Origin of the sequence: Aliiglaciecola sp. NS0011-25 (assembly GCF_040370605.1) — a bacterium.
Classification (GTDB): domain Bacteria; phylum Pseudomonadota; class Gammaproteobacteria; order Enterobacterales; family Alteromonadaceae; genus Aliiglaciecola; species Aliiglaciecola lipolytica_A.
On record NZ_BAABWR010000017.1, the window covers coordinates 101,478 to 118,269 of the forward strand.

Here is a 16,792-nt window from a genome sequence, read left to right on the forward strand (position 1 = left end):
AATTTCAAAAAAACATAGTTTAGTAACAATCAATGACTATAATGCCGAATATGAATATAAAAAATAAACAAAATTTAGAAAAAAACGATCCTCATTTCCTGCGCGAAAAAGATAAATATGAAAACCCTGTAGCAAGTAGAGAATACTTGCTACAGGTGATGGTAGAGCAAAAAACTCCCCTTACATTTTTAGAAATTTGCCAATTAGTTAAAGCCTCAGACGAAGATAGCCGTGTGGGTGTTCAACGACGCCTAAGAGCTATGGAACGGGAAGGTCAAATTGTCTTCAATCGCCAGAAAAAGTATGGCGTGGCTGATAAGATGGAACTGATTAAAGGTCGTGTTATTGGTCATCGAGATGGTTTCGGCTTCCTAAAACGCGATGATGGCGAAAAAGATTTATTTATCCATCAAGCTCAAATGCAAGCTCTGCTTCATGATGATGTGGTGTTAGTAAAAGAAAGCGGAACAGATAACCGTGGACGCAGAGAAGCTAGAATCGCCAGAATTATCGAGCCACGCACCGAACCAATTGTTGGACGTTACTTTGTAGAGCACGGTGTAAGCATGGTTATCCCTGATGATAGCCGTATTGGTCATGAAATTATGATCCCTTCTGAGCATGTTAATGGTGCTCGCCAGGGAAATGTTGTTGTGGTGGAAGTCATACAGCGTCCCCGCAAACGCGTAAATCCTATTGGCAAGATATTAGAAGTGCTTGGCGAGCATATGGCCCCAGGCATGGAAATCGAAATGGCATTGCGCACTTTTGATATACCTCATGAATGGCCAAAGGCTGTCAGTAGACAAGTTGCTAGTTTACAAGAACAAGTTCCTGAAGAAGCAAAGCAAAATCGAATTGATTTGCGTCAATTGCCACTGGTTACTATTGATGGTGAAGACGCGCGTGATTTTGATGATGCGGTATTTTGTGAGCCTCTTGACGAAGGAGGTTGGCAGCTTTGGGTTGCTATTGCTGATGTCAGTTATTATGTGAAAACCGGCACCGCATTGGATGATGAAGCACAACAGCGCGGTAATTCAGTTTACTTTCCTGAACAAGTAGTTCCTATGTTGCCTGAAGTATTGAGCAACGGGTTATGTTCCCTTAATCCTGAAGTTGATCGTTTGTGCATGGTCTGTGAAATGACGATTAGTGCGCTCGGAAAGCTGCAAGATTACCAGTTTTATGAAGCCGTTATGAATTCTAAGGCTCGTCTTACATACACCAAAGTGGGTGCAATATTAGACGGCGATCCAGAATTACATAAACGTTACATTGAGCACGTTCCCCATTTGCGTAATTTGCATGATATGTACCGTGTGCTGAAAAGAGCACGTAATAAGCGGGGCGCGATTGAGTTTGAAACTCAAGAAAGTAAATTTGTGTTCAATGCACAACGGAAAATAGATCACATTGTTCCAGTGGTGCGCAATGATGCCCACAAGCTGATTGAAGAATGTATGATTTTGGCAAATGTGTCGGCGGCTCAATTTTTAGAAAAAAATAAAGCGCCAGCATTGTATCGAATCCACGATGAACCGAATGAAGACAGATTGACTTCTTTTACGTCTTATTTGAAAGAAGTCGGCATTGAGCATCGCATAGGTAAAGAAGCTAAACCGCAAGATTTCACCGATTTAGTGGGAAAAATACAAGGTCGTCCAGATCAAGAGTTGATACAAACTATGCTGTTGCGTTCAATGAAGCAAGCGGTATATGACAATGACAACATTGGTCACTTTGGATTGGCTTTAGAAGCTTACGCTCATTTTACATCGCCAATTCGGCGCTATCCTGACTTAGTGGTGCACCGCGCAATTAAAGCGGTTCTTGATAAGCAAGCCAGCCGTAAAAGCAAAACCGGTGGTAAGTCATACAGCGAAGAAGAGGTAGAGGCGCTAGGCGAACAGTGTTCAATGACTGAGCGCCGAGCAGATGATGCGACAAGAGACGTGGCTGATTGGTTAAAATGTGAATTCATGTTGGACCACGTAGGCGATGTATTTGAAGGCGTTATTGCATCTGTTACCGGTTTCGGCTTTTTTGTGCGCTTGAGTGAGTTTCATATCGATGGATTGGTACACATCTCATCATTGGAAAATGACTACTATCATTTTGATGAAGTGAAACAATGTCTGGTTGGTGAAGCTATGGGTAAACGTTACCGTTTAGGTGATCCCCTCAAAGTTAAAGTGGCAGCGGTTAATCTGGATGAACGAAAAATTGACTTTATCTTAGATGAACCTAAGGGCCGCAGAGCTCGCAAAGCTGCCGGAAGCAAGCCTAGAAAGGCGACCGATAAAACGCAATCAAAAGGCGAACCCAAGGAGTCGGCCAAACAAGGTGCGGCGAAAAAAGGGGCTGGTAAACCAAGCAGAAGAGCCACAGATAAATCATCGACTAAGGCTGCAAAGTCTAAACGTCGTTCAGCAAAAAGGAATAAATAGGCATGGCTCAGCAAGAGTGGTTATATGGTATTCACGCTTTAGAAGCAGTTGTTCAGCGCGAACCCGAAAGACTCATAGAGTTGTTTGTGCTCAAAGGTCGTGAAGATGATCGATTGTTCAACATAATCAATCAAGCTCGACGTTTTGGGATTGCTGTGCAATTTTGCCAACGCAAAACCTTAGACGATAAAGTGGATGGTGAACAACACCAAGGAGTCGTTGCTCGAGCTAAACCTGGTAAGCAATACAGTGAAAATGACTTAATGGCGATAGTTGAAAGCAATGATAAGCCGTTTTTGCTTATCCTTGACGGAGTAACCGATCCTCACAATTTAGGTGCTTGTTTACGTACTGCAGAGGCAGCTGGCGTTCATGCCCTAGTGGTGCCCAAAGATAAGTCAGCGGCATTAACACCTACAGTACGCAAAGTTGCCAGCGGAGCTGCTGACGTAATTCCATTAGTGCAAGTCACCAACTTAGCAAGAACCTTAAGGGAACTGCAAAAAGCTGGAGTATGGATTGTTGGCACTGCAGGCGAAGCAAAACAGAGCCTTTATGAGTGCTCGTTTAATGGCCCTATTGCTCTAGTCATGGGGGCTGAAGGCAAGGGCATGAGACGATTAACCCGAGAACATTGCGATGAGCTTATCAAACTGCCAATGGCTGGCACCGTCACTAGTTTGAATGTTTCAGTTGCAACTGGGGTTTGCTTGTTTGAAATAGTCCGCCAAAGACAAGTTTAGTCATTCTACAATATGGTTTATTCACTTACCTCAAGCTTTCAATGTCAGTGAATAAACCATCAGCCCAACCTCTGTTTACCTGCGCTAATACTAAGTTAAAATTCATTAATAACTCGCTGCATTTTTCAGTAAAAATATGTTGAATAGTTTTCTATCATCAAAAATGATTATTGATTCATCGAAAATAAGGTTCATTCAGCCGCAAGCAGTGTTCTAATAGTGTTATCTTTTTGTTAATTTAAAGACTTAGACGGTTTATTCATTCAATCAATGAGTAAATTTAACCTAGTCGGAACGAATCAGGTATCCAAATGACCACTAAAACGCCTCTAGAATTATTTTACGAAAAAGTAAAATCACACCCCAATAAAATATATTTAACTCAACCTCAAAATGGCAAAGTAACTGAATATAGTTGGCAGCAAGTGGATCAAAAAGTACGTCAAGTGGCGCAAGGTTTGACCAATTTAGGGTTACCAAAAGGCAGCCATATTGGACTTATTTCAAAAAATTGCGCCGAATGGTTCATCACTGATTTAGCCATAATGATGGCCGGACACATTTCAATACCGATTTTCCCAACCGCCGGCCCTGACACAATATCCTACGTGTTAGATCATGCTAAATGCCCAGTCGTTTTTGTGGGTAAGTTGGAACATGCGGCGGAGCAAATTGCTGCAATTCCTGATGGTATTAAGAGTATTGCTTTTCCATATGCTGGGAACATGTGTGACGTCGATTGGGAAACTTTCACCGCAGGCGGTGAGTTCGAGGGATATCCCGTACCCGATATGAAAGATGTTATGACCATTATTTATACATCAGGAAGTACTGGTGCGCCTAAAGGTGTTGTACAAACCTATGAATCTGTTAGCTGGACTGCGAAATCGTCGTTATCTGCATTAAGTGTCAATGAACAAGACAGAATTCTAAGTTATCTACCCCTTGCTCATATTACTGAGAGAATATTAGTCGAGATGGCGAGTTTATATTCTGGGCTACACATATTTTTCATCGAATCGTTGGACACGTTTAAAACAGATATTCAGCGCTGCCAACCTACATTGTTTATATCTGTTCCAAGACTCTGGACTCGTTTTCAAATGGGGGTTTTGGCGCAAATGCCCCAGAAGAAACTTGAGCGTTTATTACGGATACCTATTATTGGAGGTATTGTCGCTAAGAAAATTCGTAAAGGCTTGGGGTTAGATAACGCCCGTCTGTGCGCCAGCGGGTCTGCACCAATTCCTCCCGCCACAATCCACTGGTTTCACCGCATCGGCATAGAAATCTGTGAAGGCTGGGGCATGACAGAAAACTGTGCTTATGGAACTAGCAGCGTGCCTTTCCGTGAAGACAAAATTGGTTGTATTGGTAAAGCCTATGAAGGTGTCGATATTCGTATTGCTGAGGATGGGGAAATTCAAGTTAAAGGCCCCTGTAATATGAAGGAGTACTATTTAGAGGCTGAAAAAACTGCCGAAGTCTTTACTGAAGATGGTTATTTGCGAACCGGTGATAAAGGCGAATTAGATAATGAAGGGTATATTCGTATAACTGGACGCTTAAAAGATATTTTTAAAACCGCCAAGGGTAAATACGTAACGCCGGTGCCGATTGAATCGTTAATCATGGAAAATGAAATAGTCGAACAGGTTTGTGTAACGGGCAGTGACCTCAAGCAGCCTATCGCATTGTTGATTATTTCCGAAATAGCGAGAAAACAAAGCGCCGAACAAGTGATTAGGTCTCTCGAAGAAACCGTACATAAAGTGAACGCCAACTTAGAAAGTCATCAAGTTTTAGATAGATTAGTAGTTGTTGAAGATGATTGGACGATTGAAAACGACTTATTAACGCCAACTTTGAAAATAAAACGGCATGTTTTAGAGAAAAAATACAAAGATGTGATTAATGCACCTTACAAAGAAAAGGTGGTTTGGTTATCATAGGCGGATATTTCCATCTCACTTAATCTGATTTGGATATAAACTACTAGCGAAATGGTGGGCGGTAATTAACAGTTTTCATTTTCAGTAGGGGCGGTTGAATTAGGTAGTTGTCATTTTTTATTGGCATACTTAAAGTCACTGCCCATTGTTTTCTATTGGAGTTTACGAGTTTTTTGAAAAGATTATCTAAAGATTTGAACTTTTATTTAGTGTATGAATCGTAACTTCGTTATAGAATCCCCTGCAATTAGGTTTTGCGCTTGTTTTTAAGGAAAGTGTTTTAATGCGAAGTAAAGTTAGTTTTGCCCTGATGGGTGTGTTATTGGCCACAGGGTTAACAGCCTGCAGTAGCTCAGATGACAATGATACTGAATTCAGTTCTTCTGGTTATATTCAATTTTACAATGGTTCCACAAATAGTGCTTTAACCACTATGCGCGGCACTGAAGAAACGCAAGTTCTAGCATCTGCGTCTTACGGTGATGTCACTAGTATGATCCAGACCGATACGGGATTTACTGAAATTGAGTTTTATCGGACAGATTCAGATGACCAAGAAGTGATTCTTGAGACTCGCGATATTGATTTACCAAATGGTCAGAAAACGTTGGTAATGCTAACCGGTGATTTCACCGACCCAACGTTCAATGAATATCGCTTTGAGCGCGAAGAGCTTGATGACCATTTTAGATTATTTGCTATTTCGGTTGTTTCTGACCAAAGCAGCTACGATTTGTATATGAGTGATTCAGGTTCTCCGTTTAGTGAAGCTAACTTGTTATCTACCATAAATTACGAAAGCTTGGATGAGATGGTTTACTGGGCTCCTGATGACGATGACGAAAACTTCGACGAAGGTAGCTATACTATTTACCTAACTGAACCTGGTTCAACTGACGTCATTTTTGAGTCTAATACAGTTTCATTCCAATTTGCTACTGAGTATGTTCTAGTCATTCGCAGCAGCAGTGGTGCGATTCAAGATGATATCGAAATTGATTTAGTGCTTAACTCTTCAACAGTGTCGAACCTTGATGATGTTAATGCGAGCGCTCAATACCGTCTTTACAACAGTCTAGACAATGGCGCCGTTGAATTTACCTTAGAAGGAAATGAAGTAACTGATCCTTTGCAAGTAAATGCAAATGAAAAAACTGACTTTAATGATATCGAATTCGGTGATTATCGTTTATCTGCTGAGCTAACAACTGACGGTACTATTAACTTTAACAATCGCTTAGTAACGTTAAACCAAGGTGAAAGTAAGGCTATCATCATCTATCAAGATGCTAACGATAAGCTAACTTCACTATCTTTCGATGAGAGTGATCAACCTCAGGTTTACGATAAAGAAGTGGTAGCCGCTAACTTAGTTTCTGATTTCATCGACGTTGACTTATATTTTGTACGTAAAGACGAAACCATTGAATCTGCTGAGTACCTAATATCAAGTATCGACTTTGGTGAATCTAAATCGGTTACATTGCCAAGTGATTTCTATGAATTGGTAGCGGTATTCGATGACAATGAAGATACCCAAATCTTATTGGATAGAACTGAACTACTAGGTTTAAATGAAGAAGCAAATTATATAATTACTATTGAAGAGTCGTTAGATTCTCCAACAGGATATAAGATTTCACTTCTATATTAATCAATTGATTCAGTAAAAATCGGCTCCTTAGAGCCGATTTTTTTATCCAACAAGTTATTTCCCCACAGCTGTTAAACCTTCCTTTGTAAATCTATATTTACTGATTACCACTTATTCTACAATTATTTTGAAATTGCGCTATCACACAGCTTTATTTTCTGTTATAGTTTCGCGCCCTTTTTATAGGGGTATGTATGAATTTTCAGCAAGCGAAAAAGCATTAAACTTTTAGTTTGTTAGAATTTTTGTAGCTTAAACGACCCGTGAGGGTCTTAATTTAAACAGCGGAGCACTAACATGATCCAAATGCAAACTAACCTGGATGTTGCCGACAACTCCGGCGCTCGCAGGGTTCAGTGTATTAAGGTTCTTGGTGGCTCGCATCGCCGTTATGCACATATCGGTGACATCATCAAAGTTACTGTCAAGGAAGCAATTCCTCGTGGCAAAGTAAAAAAAGGTGACGTTCTGAATGCAGTGGTGGTGCGTACTAGGAAAGGCGTTCGTCGAGCTGATGGTTCTACTATCCGTTTTGATAATAACGCAGCTGTTTTGCTTAACGCAAACAAGCAACCTATTGGTACGCGTATCTTTGGCCCGGTCACTCGTGAGCTTCGTGGAGATTCATTCATGAAGATCATTTCATTGGCCCCAGAGGTACTATAAGGAGTCACGATAATGGCTAGAAAAATTCGTCGTGATGATGAAGTAGTCGTATTAGCAGGCAAAGACAAAGGAAAACAAGGCAAAGTCCTTAAAGTACTAGCGTCTGATGACAAGCTAATAATAGAAGGTGTGAATTTGGTGAAGAAACACCAGAAGCCTAATCCTCAAATGAATGTCCCTGGCGGCATCATTGAAAAGGAAGCAGCAATTCACGTATCAAATGTAGCGGTTGTTAACCCAGCGACGGGTAAAGCAGATCGCGTTGGTTTCCGTTTCGAAGATGAGAAGAAAGTTCGTTTCTTCAAATCTAACGGCGAACTAGTTTAATTAATTGGAGAGTACGATGGCGAAACTGCATGATTTCTATAAAGAAACAGTAGTGGGCGAACTTGCGAAGCAGTTCAACTACAAAAGCGTCATGCAAGTCCCTCGGATCGAAAAAATCACCTTAAACATGGGTTTAGGTGAAGCGATAGCGGACAAGAAAGTTTTGGAAAACGCGCAGGCTGATATGGCTGCGATTGCTGGACAAAAACCAATTGTTACTGTTGCTCGTAAGTCTGTAGCGGGTTTTAAAATCCGTGAAGGTTATCCGATTGGCTGTAAAGTAACCTTACGTGGTGAGCGTATGTGGGAATTCTTGGAACGTTTGATTTCAATCGCAATTCCTCGTATCCGTGACTTCCGTGGCTTGAATGCAAAATCATTCGACGGCCGTGGTAACTATAGCATGGGTGTACGTGAGCAAATTATCTTCCCTGAGATCGACTTTGATAAAGTTGATAAGATTCGCGGTATGGATATTACTATCACTACTAGCGCAAACTCAGACGATGAAGCAAAAGCGCTTTTAACCGCTTTTAACTTCCCGTTTAGAAAATAAGGTGTAGGGTTATGGCAAAAGAATCAATGAAAGCGCGCGAAGTAAAACGCGCCAAGCTAGCAGCAAAGTACGGTGCTAAACGTGCTGAGCTAAAAGCGATTATCAGCGATGTTAACGTTACTGATGAAGAACGTTGGGATGCTGTTCTTAAGCTACAACAACTTCCACGTGACTCTAGTCTATCACGCAAGCAAAACCGCTGCCGTGTAACTGGACGTCCACATGGGTTCCTACGCAAATTTGGTCTTAGCCGTATAAAGTTGCGTGAAGCAGCAATGCGCGGTGAAGTCCCTGGCCTTAAAAAAGCCAGCTGGTAAGGAGTAGCCAATATGAGCATGCAAGATCCTATCGCGGATATGTTTACCCGCATTCGTAACGGCCAATTGGCAAGCAAAGTAACAGTTGCTATGCCTTCTTCTAAACTTCGCGTTTCAATCGCTAAAGTTTTAAAAGATGAAGGTTATATCTCTGACTTCGCTGTGTCTGGTGACGTTAAGCCTGTAATTGAAGTAGCACTTAAATACTTCGAAGGCAAAAAAGTAATTGAGAGCATTGAACGAGTCAGTCGTCCTGGTCTGCGCATCTATAAGAAAAAAGATGAGCTTCCTAAAGTGATGGGTGGTTTGGGAATAGCTATCGTGTCTACCTCAAAAGGTGTGATGACTGACCGTGCAGCGCGTAAAGCTGGCATGGGCGGTGAGATCATCGGTTATGTAGCGTAACGGGAGATAGAATATGTCACGTATAGCAAAAGCTCCTGTCGATATCAAATCTGGTGTAGAAGTAACTATCGCTGGTCAAGATGTCACAGTTAAAGGAAAAAACGGTACTCTAAATCGTTCATTCAACGACGCAGTTGAAGTCGTACAAGAAGAGAATCAATTGAAAGCACTTCCTCGTGAAGGTTTCGCTAACAATTGGGCTCAAGCTGGTACAGCTCGCTCTTTATTGAATGCAATGGTACATGGTGTATCTGAAGGGTTCGAAAAGAAATTACAACTAACAGGTGTTGGTTACCGTGCTCAAGCACAAGGTAGCAAACTTAACCTAACGTTGGGCTTCTCTCACCCAGTAGTTTATGAAATGCCTGCTGGTATTTCGATTGAAACTCCTACCCAAACTGAAATCGTCGTCAAAGGCGCTGATAAGCAAGTGGTAGGTCAGGTTGCAGCTAACATCCGCGCTTATCGTCCACCAGAGCCTTATAAAGGTAAGGGTGTTCGTTATGCTGATGAAGTTGTGCGTCGTAAAGAAGCTAAGAAAAAGTAGGTAGGTGATACGATGGATAAGAAATCAGCTCGCTTGCGCCGCGCTACCCGCGCCCGCAAAAAAATTAGTGAACTGGCCGCGCATCGCTTGGTTATTAACCGCACACCTCGCCACATATACGCGCAGTTAATCGCGCCTAGTGGTTCAGAAGTGTTAGCGGCGGCTTCTACTGTTGAAACAGAACTTCGTAATTCCCTTAAATCTACGGGTAATTCTGAAGCTGCTGCAGCAGTAGGCAAAGCGATTGCAGAACGCGCTATTGAAAAAGGCATCAAAGAAATTGCTTTTGACCGTAGTGGTTTCAAATATCACGGTCGAGTTAAAGCATTAGCTGACGCTGCACGTGAAGCAGGCCTTCAGTTCTAGGAGTTAATTATGGCTAAAGTAGAAGTTCAACAACAGGGTGACCTGTTAGAAAAGCTGATCGCTGTAAACCGTGTATCAAAAGTAGTTAAAGGTGGTCGTATCTTTAGCTTTACTGCTTTGACAGTAGTTGGTGACGGAAATGGTCGTGTTGGTTTTGGTTACGGTAAGGCACGTGAAGTACCTGCTGCAATCCAAAAAGCTATGGAAAAGGCACGTCGCAATCTTGTGAACGTAGACCTTAACGGCAACACGCTACAGCATCCAATTAAAGGACGTCACTCAGGCTCCAAGGTTTACATGCAACCAGCATCAGAAGGTACTGGTATTATTGCCGGTGGTGCAATGCGTGCAGTTCTTGAAGTTGCAGGTGTACAAAACGTACTTTCAAAATGCTACGGCTCAACAAACCCAATCAACGTTGTTCGTGCAACAATCAATGCTTTAGTAGAGATGAACTCTCCTGAAGGGATTGCTGCAAAACGTGGATTGCCTGTTGACGAAATTTTGGGGTAATTGAACATGGCTAAGATGATTAAAGTAAAGCAAACTAAAAGCTCTATTGGTCGTCTACCTAAGCACAGAGCTACATTGACTGGTTTAGGTTTGCGTCGCATCGGGCATGTTCGTGAGTTGGAAGACACCCCAGCCGTTCGTGGCATGATCAACCGTGTATATTACATGGTCGAATTAGTGGAGGAGTAAGAGATGAAATTAAATACTATTGCTCCTGCACCTGGAGCTAAAAATTCTGGTAAGCGCGTAGGTCGCGGTATCGGTTCAGGTCTTGGAAAAACTGGTGGCCGCGGTCACAAAGGTCAAAAGAGTCGCTCTGGCGGTTCTGTTAAGCCTGGTTTTGAAGGCGGACAAATGCCAATCCAGCGCCGTCTACCTAAGTTCGGTTTCACTTCTCGTGTATCCTTTGTTTCTGACCAAGTTACATTGAGTGAAATTGCTAAAGTAGAAGGTGATGAGGTTTCACTAGTAACTTTGAAAGCAGCAGGTCTTATCAAAAAAGAAATGCTAAACGTCAAAGTTATGAAAAGTGGCGAAATCTCTCGTGCAGTTACTGTAAAAGGTTTAAAGGTATCTAAAGGCGCACTTGAAGCAATTCAAGCAGCTGGCGGTAAAGTAGAGGAATAAGCTAGATGGCAAAACCAGGACAGGACTCAAGCGCTAAAGGCGGCTTGAGCGAGCTTAAATCAAGACTATTGTTCGTACTAGGTGCGATCATTGTATTTAGACTCGGTTCATATGTACCTATTCCTGGTATTGATGCCAATGTGTTAGCTCAGTTATTTGAGCAGCAAAAGGGCACTATCGTGGAAATGTTTAATATGTTTTCAGGTGGTGCACTTGAGCGCGCATCGGTTCTTGCCCTAGGTATTATGCCATATATTTCGGCTTCAATTATCATGCAGTTGCTTACAGTTGTGCATCCGCCGATGATTGAGTTGAAAAAAGAAGGCGAAGCCGGACGTCGTAAAATAAGTCAGTACACACGTTACTTTACGTTGGTGTTGGCAACTTTCCAAGCAATTGGAATAGCGACTAATTTACCTAACTTGATTTCAGGTTTGGTGATTGCTCCTGGTTTCGGTTTTTACTTTACAGCGGTAGTGAGTTTGGTTACTGGTACCATGTTTTTGATGTGGTTAGGTGAGCAAATTACCGAAAGAGGTATCGGTAACGGTATCTCCATTTTGATCTTTTCTGGTATTGTTGCCGGTCTGCCTACAGCGATTGGTCAGACTGCGGAGCAAGCCAGACAAGGTGACCTGAATGTACTATTGTTATTGTTGATTGGTGTAATCATTGTTGCCATCACTTACTTTGTAGTGTTTGTTGAACGTGGTCAACGACGTATTGTTGTTAACTATGCGAAGAAACAGCAAGGCCGTAAGGTTTTTGCAGCACAAAGTACGCATTTACCTCTTAAGGTAAATATGGCCGGTGTTATTCCTCCTATCTTTGCATCTAGTATTATTTTGTTCCCTGGAACTATCGCAAGTTGGTTCGGTCAAAATGAGTCATTCTCCTGGTTACAGGATGTGGCTTTGATGTTGTCCCCTGGGCAGCCTTTGTACGTAATGTTATACGCTGCGGCGATTATCTTCTTCTGTTTCTTCTATACTGCGTTGGTATTTAACCCACGTGAGACAGCAGATAACTTGAAAAAGTCTGGTGCTTTTGTACCTGGTATTCGTCCTGGTGAGCAAACGTCTCGTTACATCGATAAAGTAATGACACGCCTTACTTTGGCAGGCGCACTTTACATAACCTTTATTTGTTTGGTGCCTGAATTCATGTTGATCGCTTGGAACGTTCAGTTCTATTTTGGCGGTACATCACTACTTATTATCGTGGTGGTAATCATGGATTTCATGGCGCAGGTGCAGACTCATTTGATGTCACATCAATATGAATCTGTTCTTAAGAAAGCGAATCTTAAAGGCTACGGTCGTTAAGATAAGCGTTTACGGAGTGGTGATATGAAAGTTCGTGCATCCGTTAAAAAGATTTGCCGTAGCTGCAAAGTCGTAAAACGCAATGGCGTGGTACGTATAATTTGTAGTTCTGACCCTAAGCATAAGCAAAGGCAAGGTTAATCGAAATGTGGTATTTGGGTGAAATCGGTCATACTACCGACTCACCCAAGCTTAATTTGCAATTTGGTCATCGGGTAAGTATCCTATCGGGCTTTTTAGGCTGATGACAATAATTTAAGAGGAGTGCTGTTAATGGCCCGTATCGCTGGCATTAACATCCCTGAACACAAGCACGCTGTGATTGCTATCCAATCAATCTATGGCGTAGGCGCGACACGTGCGAAAAGCATTTGTGAAGCTGCTGGTGTTACAGAGTCAACCAAGATTAAAGATCTTGATGAAACAACGATTGACAAGCTTCGTGACGAAGTCGCGAAATTCATGGTAGAAGGTGATCTTCGCCGTGAAGTGTCAATGAACATCAAACGTTTGATGGACCTAGGTTGCTTCCGTGGTATACGCCACCGTCGTAGCTTACCTCTACGTGGTCAACGCACTAAAACAAATGCGCGTACCCGTAAAGGTCCTCGTAAGCCAATTAAAAAGTAAGCGAGGTTAGTTATGGCTAAAGCACCTACAAAAAGCACGCGTAAGCGCGCAAAACGTCAAGTTGCAGACGGTATGGCTCATATCCATGCGTCTTTCAACAACACAATAGTGACAATTACTGACCGTCAAGGTAACGCCTTGTCTTGGGCAACGTCAGGTGGTTCAGGTTTCCGTGGTTCACGTAAATCTACCCCTTTTGCTGCACAGGTTGCTGCTGAGCGCGCAGGTATTGCTGCTCAGGATTACGGTTTGAAAAACTTAGAAGTATTCGTAAAAGGTCCAGGTCCAGGTCGTGAATCTGCAATCCGTGCTTTGAATGCAACTGGTTATAAAATCACTAATATTACCGATGTGACACCTATTCCTCACAACGGTTGTCGTCCACCGAAAAAACGTCGCGTTTAATCGACGGACAGTTGGAGAAAGATCATGGCTAGATATTTGGGTCCAAAACTCAAACTTAGTCGTCGCGAAGGAACAGATTTGTTCCTTAAAAGTGGCGTTCGAGCAATTGACTCGAAATGTAAGATAGATACTGCCCCAGGTCAGCATGGAGCCCGTCGTGGCCGTTTGTCTGATTACGGTGTGCAGCTACGTGAAAAGCAAAAAGTACGTCGTATGTATGGCGTATTGGAAAAGCAGTTCCGTAACTATTATAAAGAAGCAGCGCGTTTAAAAGGCAACACAGGTGAGAACTTGCTACAGCTTTTAGAACAGCGTCTTGACAATGTTGTTTACCGTATGGGTTTTGCTAGTACACGTGCTGAAGCTCGTCAGCTAGTAAGCCATAAAGCTATTATGGTTAACGGTAAGGTTGTTAATATACCTTCTTATAATGTTTCTGCTGAAGACGTTGTTTCCGTTCGTGAGAAATCTAAAAAGCAAGCGCGTATCGTTGCTGCTTTAGAGTTGGCGGACCAACGTGAGAAACCAACTTGGATTGAAGTAGACAGCAAGAAGATGGAAGGCGTTTTCAAACGTGTTCCTGAAAGAACTGATTTGTCTGCTGAAATTAACGAACAGTTGATCGTCGAACTTTACTCTAAGTAAAGCATAATCAAGAGAGGAAACAATGCCGGGTTCTGTAACTGAATTCCTAAAACCAAGGTTAGTGGAAATAGAAAACTTATCACCAACACGCGCTAAAGTGACACTTGAGCCATTAGAGCGTGGTTTTGGTCATACTCTTGGTAACGCGCTTCGTCGCATCCTTTTGTCATCGATGCCTGGTTGCGCCGTGACAGAAGTTGAAATCGATGGTGTATTACATGAGTACAGCACTAAAGAGGGTGTACAAGAAGATGTCATCGAGATTTTGCTTAACCTTAAAGGTTTGGCTGTTAAAATCGAAGGCAAAACTGAAGCTACTCTTACTTTAGTCAAGTCTGGTGCAGGCCCTGTTACTGCTGGTGATATTCAGCATGATGGAGATGTAGAGATCTTTAATCCTGACCATTTGATTTGTACGCTTACTGGCGATGCCGAGTTAAGCATGCGTATCAAAGTTGAAATGGGTCGTGGATATGTTCCTGCGTCAACTCGCCGTTCCTCTGAAGAAGATGATCGACCTATCGGTCGTTTGTTAGTTGATGCTTCTTATAGTCCAGTAGAGCGTATAGCTTATAACGTTGAATCTGCTCGTGTTGAACAACGCACAGATTTAGACAAATTAATTATTGATATGGAAACCAATGGAACTTTGGATCCGGAAGAAGCGATTCGTCGTTCAGCTACAATTTTAGCTGAGCAATTAGACGCATTTGTTGAACTTCGTGATATTTCAGAGCCTGTTGCTAAAGAAGAGAAGCCGGAATTTGATCCTATTCTTCTTCGTCCAGTTGATGATTTAGAGCTTACTGTACGTTCAGCTAACTGTTTGAAAGCTGAAGCTATCCAGTACATTGGTGACCTGGTGCAACGCACTGAAGTTGAGCTGTTAAAAACGCCTAACTTAGGTAAGAAATCTCTTACTGAGATTAAAGACGTGTTGGCATCTCGTGGTCTTTCTTTGGGTATGCGCCTAGAAAATTGGCCTCCAGAGAGTATCGCAGAAAAAGATTAATCAGGTCGCAAGATAAACTGATTTGTAAAGAAGGATAGAGCTATGCGCCATCGTAACAGTGGTCGTCAGTTAAATCGTAACAGCAGTCATCGTCAAGCAATGTTTAAAAACATGGCTGGCTCATTAGTTAAGCACGAAGTTATTAAAACTACGTTGCCAAAAGCTAAAGAACTGCGTCGCGTAATCGAACCTCTTATCACACTTGCTAAGCAAGACAGTGTAGCTAATCGTCGTTTGGCGATGGCACGTACTGGTGATAAAGAAGTTGTTGGTAAATTGTTTAATGAACTTGGTCCGCGCTATGAAGCTCGTCCAGGCGGATATCTTCGCATTTTAAAATGTGGTTTCCGTTCTGGTGATAACGCGCCAATGGCTTTCGTTGAACTAGTTGACCGTCCAGTTATTGAAGAAGTTGAAGAAGCTGAAGTAGTAACTGAGGAGTAATAACTCCAAACCAATTAAAAAAGCCGAGCTAATGCTCGGCTTTTTTGTATCTGCTATTTATCTAAATAATAATTAGAATAAACTGCCAGGTCGAAACTTATTGGTTTTTTATGAACGCTAACTGTTCATCTGTTGCACCGGCATTTTTTGCATACTTAAATAACTCTTCAGGTGGCACCCCCGCATTAATAGCGGTCACCAAAATTCTTCTTACACTTTCTTGCTCCTTTGATGATTCGCGTAAAGCGGTAGTAACTACCTGCTCAGCTTCATCTGGGAAGGTTGCTAATAATGCATCTACTACATATTCACCAACAAACGGCATTGCTGAAACTGCAGTTTTGATAATTTCTACCATTTCATTTGGATGTGAGCGAGATAAAGTTTGCACGATGTTGTCTGCGGAATCTGGTTCTGTCTCCACGGCAATGCGTACAATTTCGTCCATTTCTTCAGGTGTTGAAAAGGCTGCTGCGCGAACTATAAAGTCGACATAACTAGGTTCTGCATTAATAGCTGTCTCTACAATGCTAGAGCAACTACTAATACCTTTTTCAATCGCCAAAGAAACAACTTCACCTGTTAATGCTGGTTCGGCAGAAATAGCTGCGTGGATAATTTCTTTATACTTTTCTGGATACAAGTCTAGGGCAGTGCTTACTACTCCGATTGCTTCTCTAGGGTAATTTCCGATAATACTTTTTATTGCGCGGCCGATGGACATCGACTGATCAACTTGCTTTTTAACAAAGTCAGCGGTCAAGCGACTATTATTGTCACTAACGCCATTTGCTGGTATTGCAAATGCGTGAGTACTTAAAACGCCGAAAGCTAACACGATCGGGGTAATTTTTTTCATAATAAACACCTACTTAGACCTACTAATCTGTAGTAAGACAACAAAAATCGTTAAGAGTTTAAAAGTAACAACAATTTGTTATAAATAATACTTTATTCGGTAATTGTTCGTTAAATAAACTGATTTCGACAATATTAAATTAATTTCACTTTTTTTTCGGTATTAGGGTTGACCTAAAGTTATAAATCTCTACAATGCGCCCAGCTTTTGCAGGACATCTTAAGTTTGTCAAACCAACCTTAAGAGAAGCTGAAGAAAGCGAGAAAAAAGATTAAATAATTTATAAAATAAATTGTTGACATCAAATACCGGAAGTGTAGAATACGCCTCCCGCTTGAGAGAGACCTAA

General features: G+C 41.9%; 22 protein-coding genes. 21 read left to right on the plus strand and 1 reads right to left on the minus strand.

The window, feature by feature from the left end; all coding sequences use genetic code 11:
- Positions 1–41 precede the first annotated feature (41 nt).
- From rnr to rplQ, 21 genes are all read left to right on the plus strand, one after another.
- Positions 42–2,450, plus strand: coding sequence for a ribonuclease R (rnr, locus tag ABWV72_RS15340; protein ID WP_353371578.1), 2,409 nt, complete (start codon positions 42–44; stop codon positions 2,448–2,450).
- Between the two features lie 2 nt (positions 2,451–2,452).
- Positions 2,453–3,193 carry a 23S rRNA (guanosine(2251)-2'-O)-methyltransferase RlmB gene (rlmB, locus tag ABWV72_RS15345; protein ID WP_216049645.1) on the plus strand — a complete coding sequence of 247 codons (741 nt, stop codon included), beginning with the start codon at positions 2,453–2,455 and terminating at the stop codon, positions 3,191–3,193.
- A 311-nt stretch (positions 3,194–3,504) separates the two neighbouring features.
- Complete coding sequence (locus ABWV72_RS15350) at positions 3,505–5,145, plus strand: AMP-binding protein (RefSeq protein WP_342805024.1); 1,641 nt, start codon at positions 3,505–3,507, stop codon at positions 5,143–5,145.
- A gap of 283 nt (positions 5,146–5,428) precedes the next feature.
- Positions 5,429–6,799, plus strand: coding sequence for a DUF4397 domain-containing protein (locus ABWV72_RS15355; RefSeq protein ID WP_216049647.1), 1,371 nt, complete (start codon positions 5,429–5,431; stop codon positions 6,797–6,799).
- 297 nt (positions 6,800–7,096) lie between these two features.
- The gene (rplN, locus tag ABWV72_RS15360; protein ID WP_008846203.1) at positions 7,097–7,465 is read left to right on the plus strand and encodes a 50S ribosomal protein L14; all 369 of its coding nucleotides are present in this window, start codon (positions 7,097–7,099) and stop codon (positions 7,463–7,465) included.
- A gap of 12 nt (positions 7,466–7,477) precedes the next feature.
- Positions 7,478–7,792, plus strand: a complete 315-nt coding sequence (gene rplX / locus ABWV72_RS15365; RefSeq protein ID WP_216049648.1) for a 50S ribosomal protein L24 — start codon at positions 7,478–7,480, stop codon at positions 7,790–7,792.
- A gap of 16 nt (positions 7,793–7,808) precedes the next feature.
- A complete protein-coding gene (rplE, locus tag ABWV72_RS15370) occupies positions 7,809–8,348 on the plus strand; it encodes a 50S ribosomal protein L5 (RefSeq protein WP_216049649.1) in 540 nt (179 codons plus the stop codon).
- A gap of 11 nt (positions 8,349–8,359) precedes the next feature.
- A complete protein-coding gene (gene rpsN / locus ABWV72_RS15375; RefSeq protein WP_353371567.1) occupies positions 8,360–8,665 on the plus strand; it encodes a 30S ribosomal protein S14 in 306 nt (101 codons plus the stop codon).
- A gap of 12 nt (positions 8,666–8,677) precedes the next feature.
- On the plus strand, positions 8,678–9,070 hold the full coding sequence (gene rpsH, locus ABWV72_RS15380; RefSeq protein ID WP_216049651.1) for a 30S ribosomal protein S8: 393 nt from the start codon (positions 8,678–8,680) through the stop codon (positions 9,068–9,070).
- 13 nt (positions 9,071–9,083) lie between these two features.
- Entirely contained in the window at positions 9,084–9,617 is a 534-nt protein-coding gene (gene rplF, locus ABWV72_RS15385; RefSeq protein WP_216049652.1) for a 50S ribosomal protein L6, read from the plus strand.
- A 12-nt stretch (positions 9,618–9,629) separates the two neighbouring features.
- Positions 9,630–9,983 carry a 50S ribosomal protein L18 gene (gene rplR, locus ABWV72_RS15390; protein WP_216049653.1) on the plus strand — a complete coding sequence of 118 codons (354 nt, stop codon included), beginning with the start codon at positions 9,630–9,632 and terminating at the stop codon, positions 9,981–9,983.
- A 9-nt stretch (positions 9,984–9,992) separates the two neighbouring features.
- Positions 9,993–10,496 carry a 30S ribosomal protein S5 gene (rpsE, locus tag ABWV72_RS15395; RefSeq protein ID WP_216049654.1) on the plus strand — a complete coding sequence of 168 codons (504 nt, stop codon included), beginning with the start codon at positions 9,993–9,995 and terminating at the stop codon, positions 10,494–10,496.
- A 6-nt stretch (positions 10,497–10,502) separates the two neighbouring features.
- On the plus strand, positions 10,503–10,685 hold the full coding sequence (gene rpmD / locus ABWV72_RS15400) for a 50S ribosomal protein L30 (RefSeq protein WP_216049655.1): 183 nt from the start codon (positions 10,503–10,505) through the stop codon (positions 10,683–10,685).
- Positions 10,686–10,688: 3 nt separating this feature from the next.
- Positions 10,689–11,123 carry a 50S ribosomal protein L15 gene (gene rplO / locus ABWV72_RS15405; protein WP_216049656.1) on the plus strand — a complete coding sequence of 145 codons (435 nt, stop codon included), beginning with the start codon at positions 10,689–10,691 and terminating at the stop codon, positions 11,121–11,123.
- A gap of 5 nt (positions 11,124–11,128) precedes the next feature.
- Entirely contained in the window at positions 11,129–12,448 is a 1,320-nt protein-coding gene (gene secY, locus ABWV72_RS15410; RefSeq protein ID WP_216049657.1) for a preprotein translocase subunit SecY, read from the plus strand.
- Between the two features lie 24 nt (positions 12,449–12,472).
- Positions 12,473–12,589, plus strand: coding sequence for a 50S ribosomal protein L36 (gene rpmJ / locus ABWV72_RS15415; RefSeq protein WP_216049658.1), 117 nt, complete (start codon positions 12,473–12,475; stop codon positions 12,587–12,589).
- Positions 12,590–12,721: 132 nt separating this feature from the next.
- Positions 12,722–13,078 (plus strand): 30S ribosomal protein S13, encoded by a 357-nt coding sequence (rpsM, locus tag ABWV72_RS15420; RefSeq protein WP_008846192.1) that lies wholly within the window; start codon positions 12,722–12,724, stop codon positions 13,076–13,078.
- A gap of 12 nt (positions 13,079–13,090) precedes the next feature.
- Positions 13,091–13,483: a 30S ribosomal protein S11 gene (gene rpsK / locus ABWV72_RS15425; protein ID WP_216049659.1), complete on the plus strand. Its 393-nt coding sequence runs from the start codon at positions 13,091–13,093 to the stop codon at positions 13,481–13,483.
- A gap of 24 nt (positions 13,484–13,507) precedes the next feature.
- Positions 13,508–14,128, plus strand: coding sequence for a 30S ribosomal protein S4 (gene rpsD / locus ABWV72_RS15430; RefSeq protein WP_216049660.1), 621 nt, complete (start codon positions 13,508–13,510; stop codon positions 14,126–14,128).
- Positions 14,129–14,150: 22 nt separating this feature from the next.
- Positions 14,151–15,140: a DNA-directed RNA polymerase subunit alpha gene (locus ABWV72_RS15435; RefSeq protein WP_008846189.1), complete on the plus strand. Its 990-nt coding sequence runs from the start codon at positions 14,151–14,153 to the stop codon at positions 15,138–15,140.
- 42 nt (positions 15,141–15,182) lie between these two features.
- Positions 15,183–15,584: a 50S ribosomal protein L17 gene (gene rplQ, locus ABWV72_RS15440; RefSeq protein WP_216049661.1), complete on the plus strand. Its 402-nt coding sequence runs from the start codon at positions 15,183–15,185 to the stop codon at positions 15,582–15,584.
- A gap of 97 nt (positions 15,585–15,681) precedes the next feature.
- Here rplQ and ABWV72_RS15445 read toward each other — a convergent pair whose 3' ends face one another.
- The gene (locus tag ABWV72_RS15445) at positions 15,682–16,443 is read right to left on the minus strand and encodes a hypothetical protein (RefSeq protein ID WP_353371574.1); all 762 of its coding nucleotides are present in this window, start codon (positions 16,441–16,443) and stop codon (positions 15,682–15,684) included.
- Between the last annotated feature and the right edge of the window lie 349 nt (positions 16,444–16,792).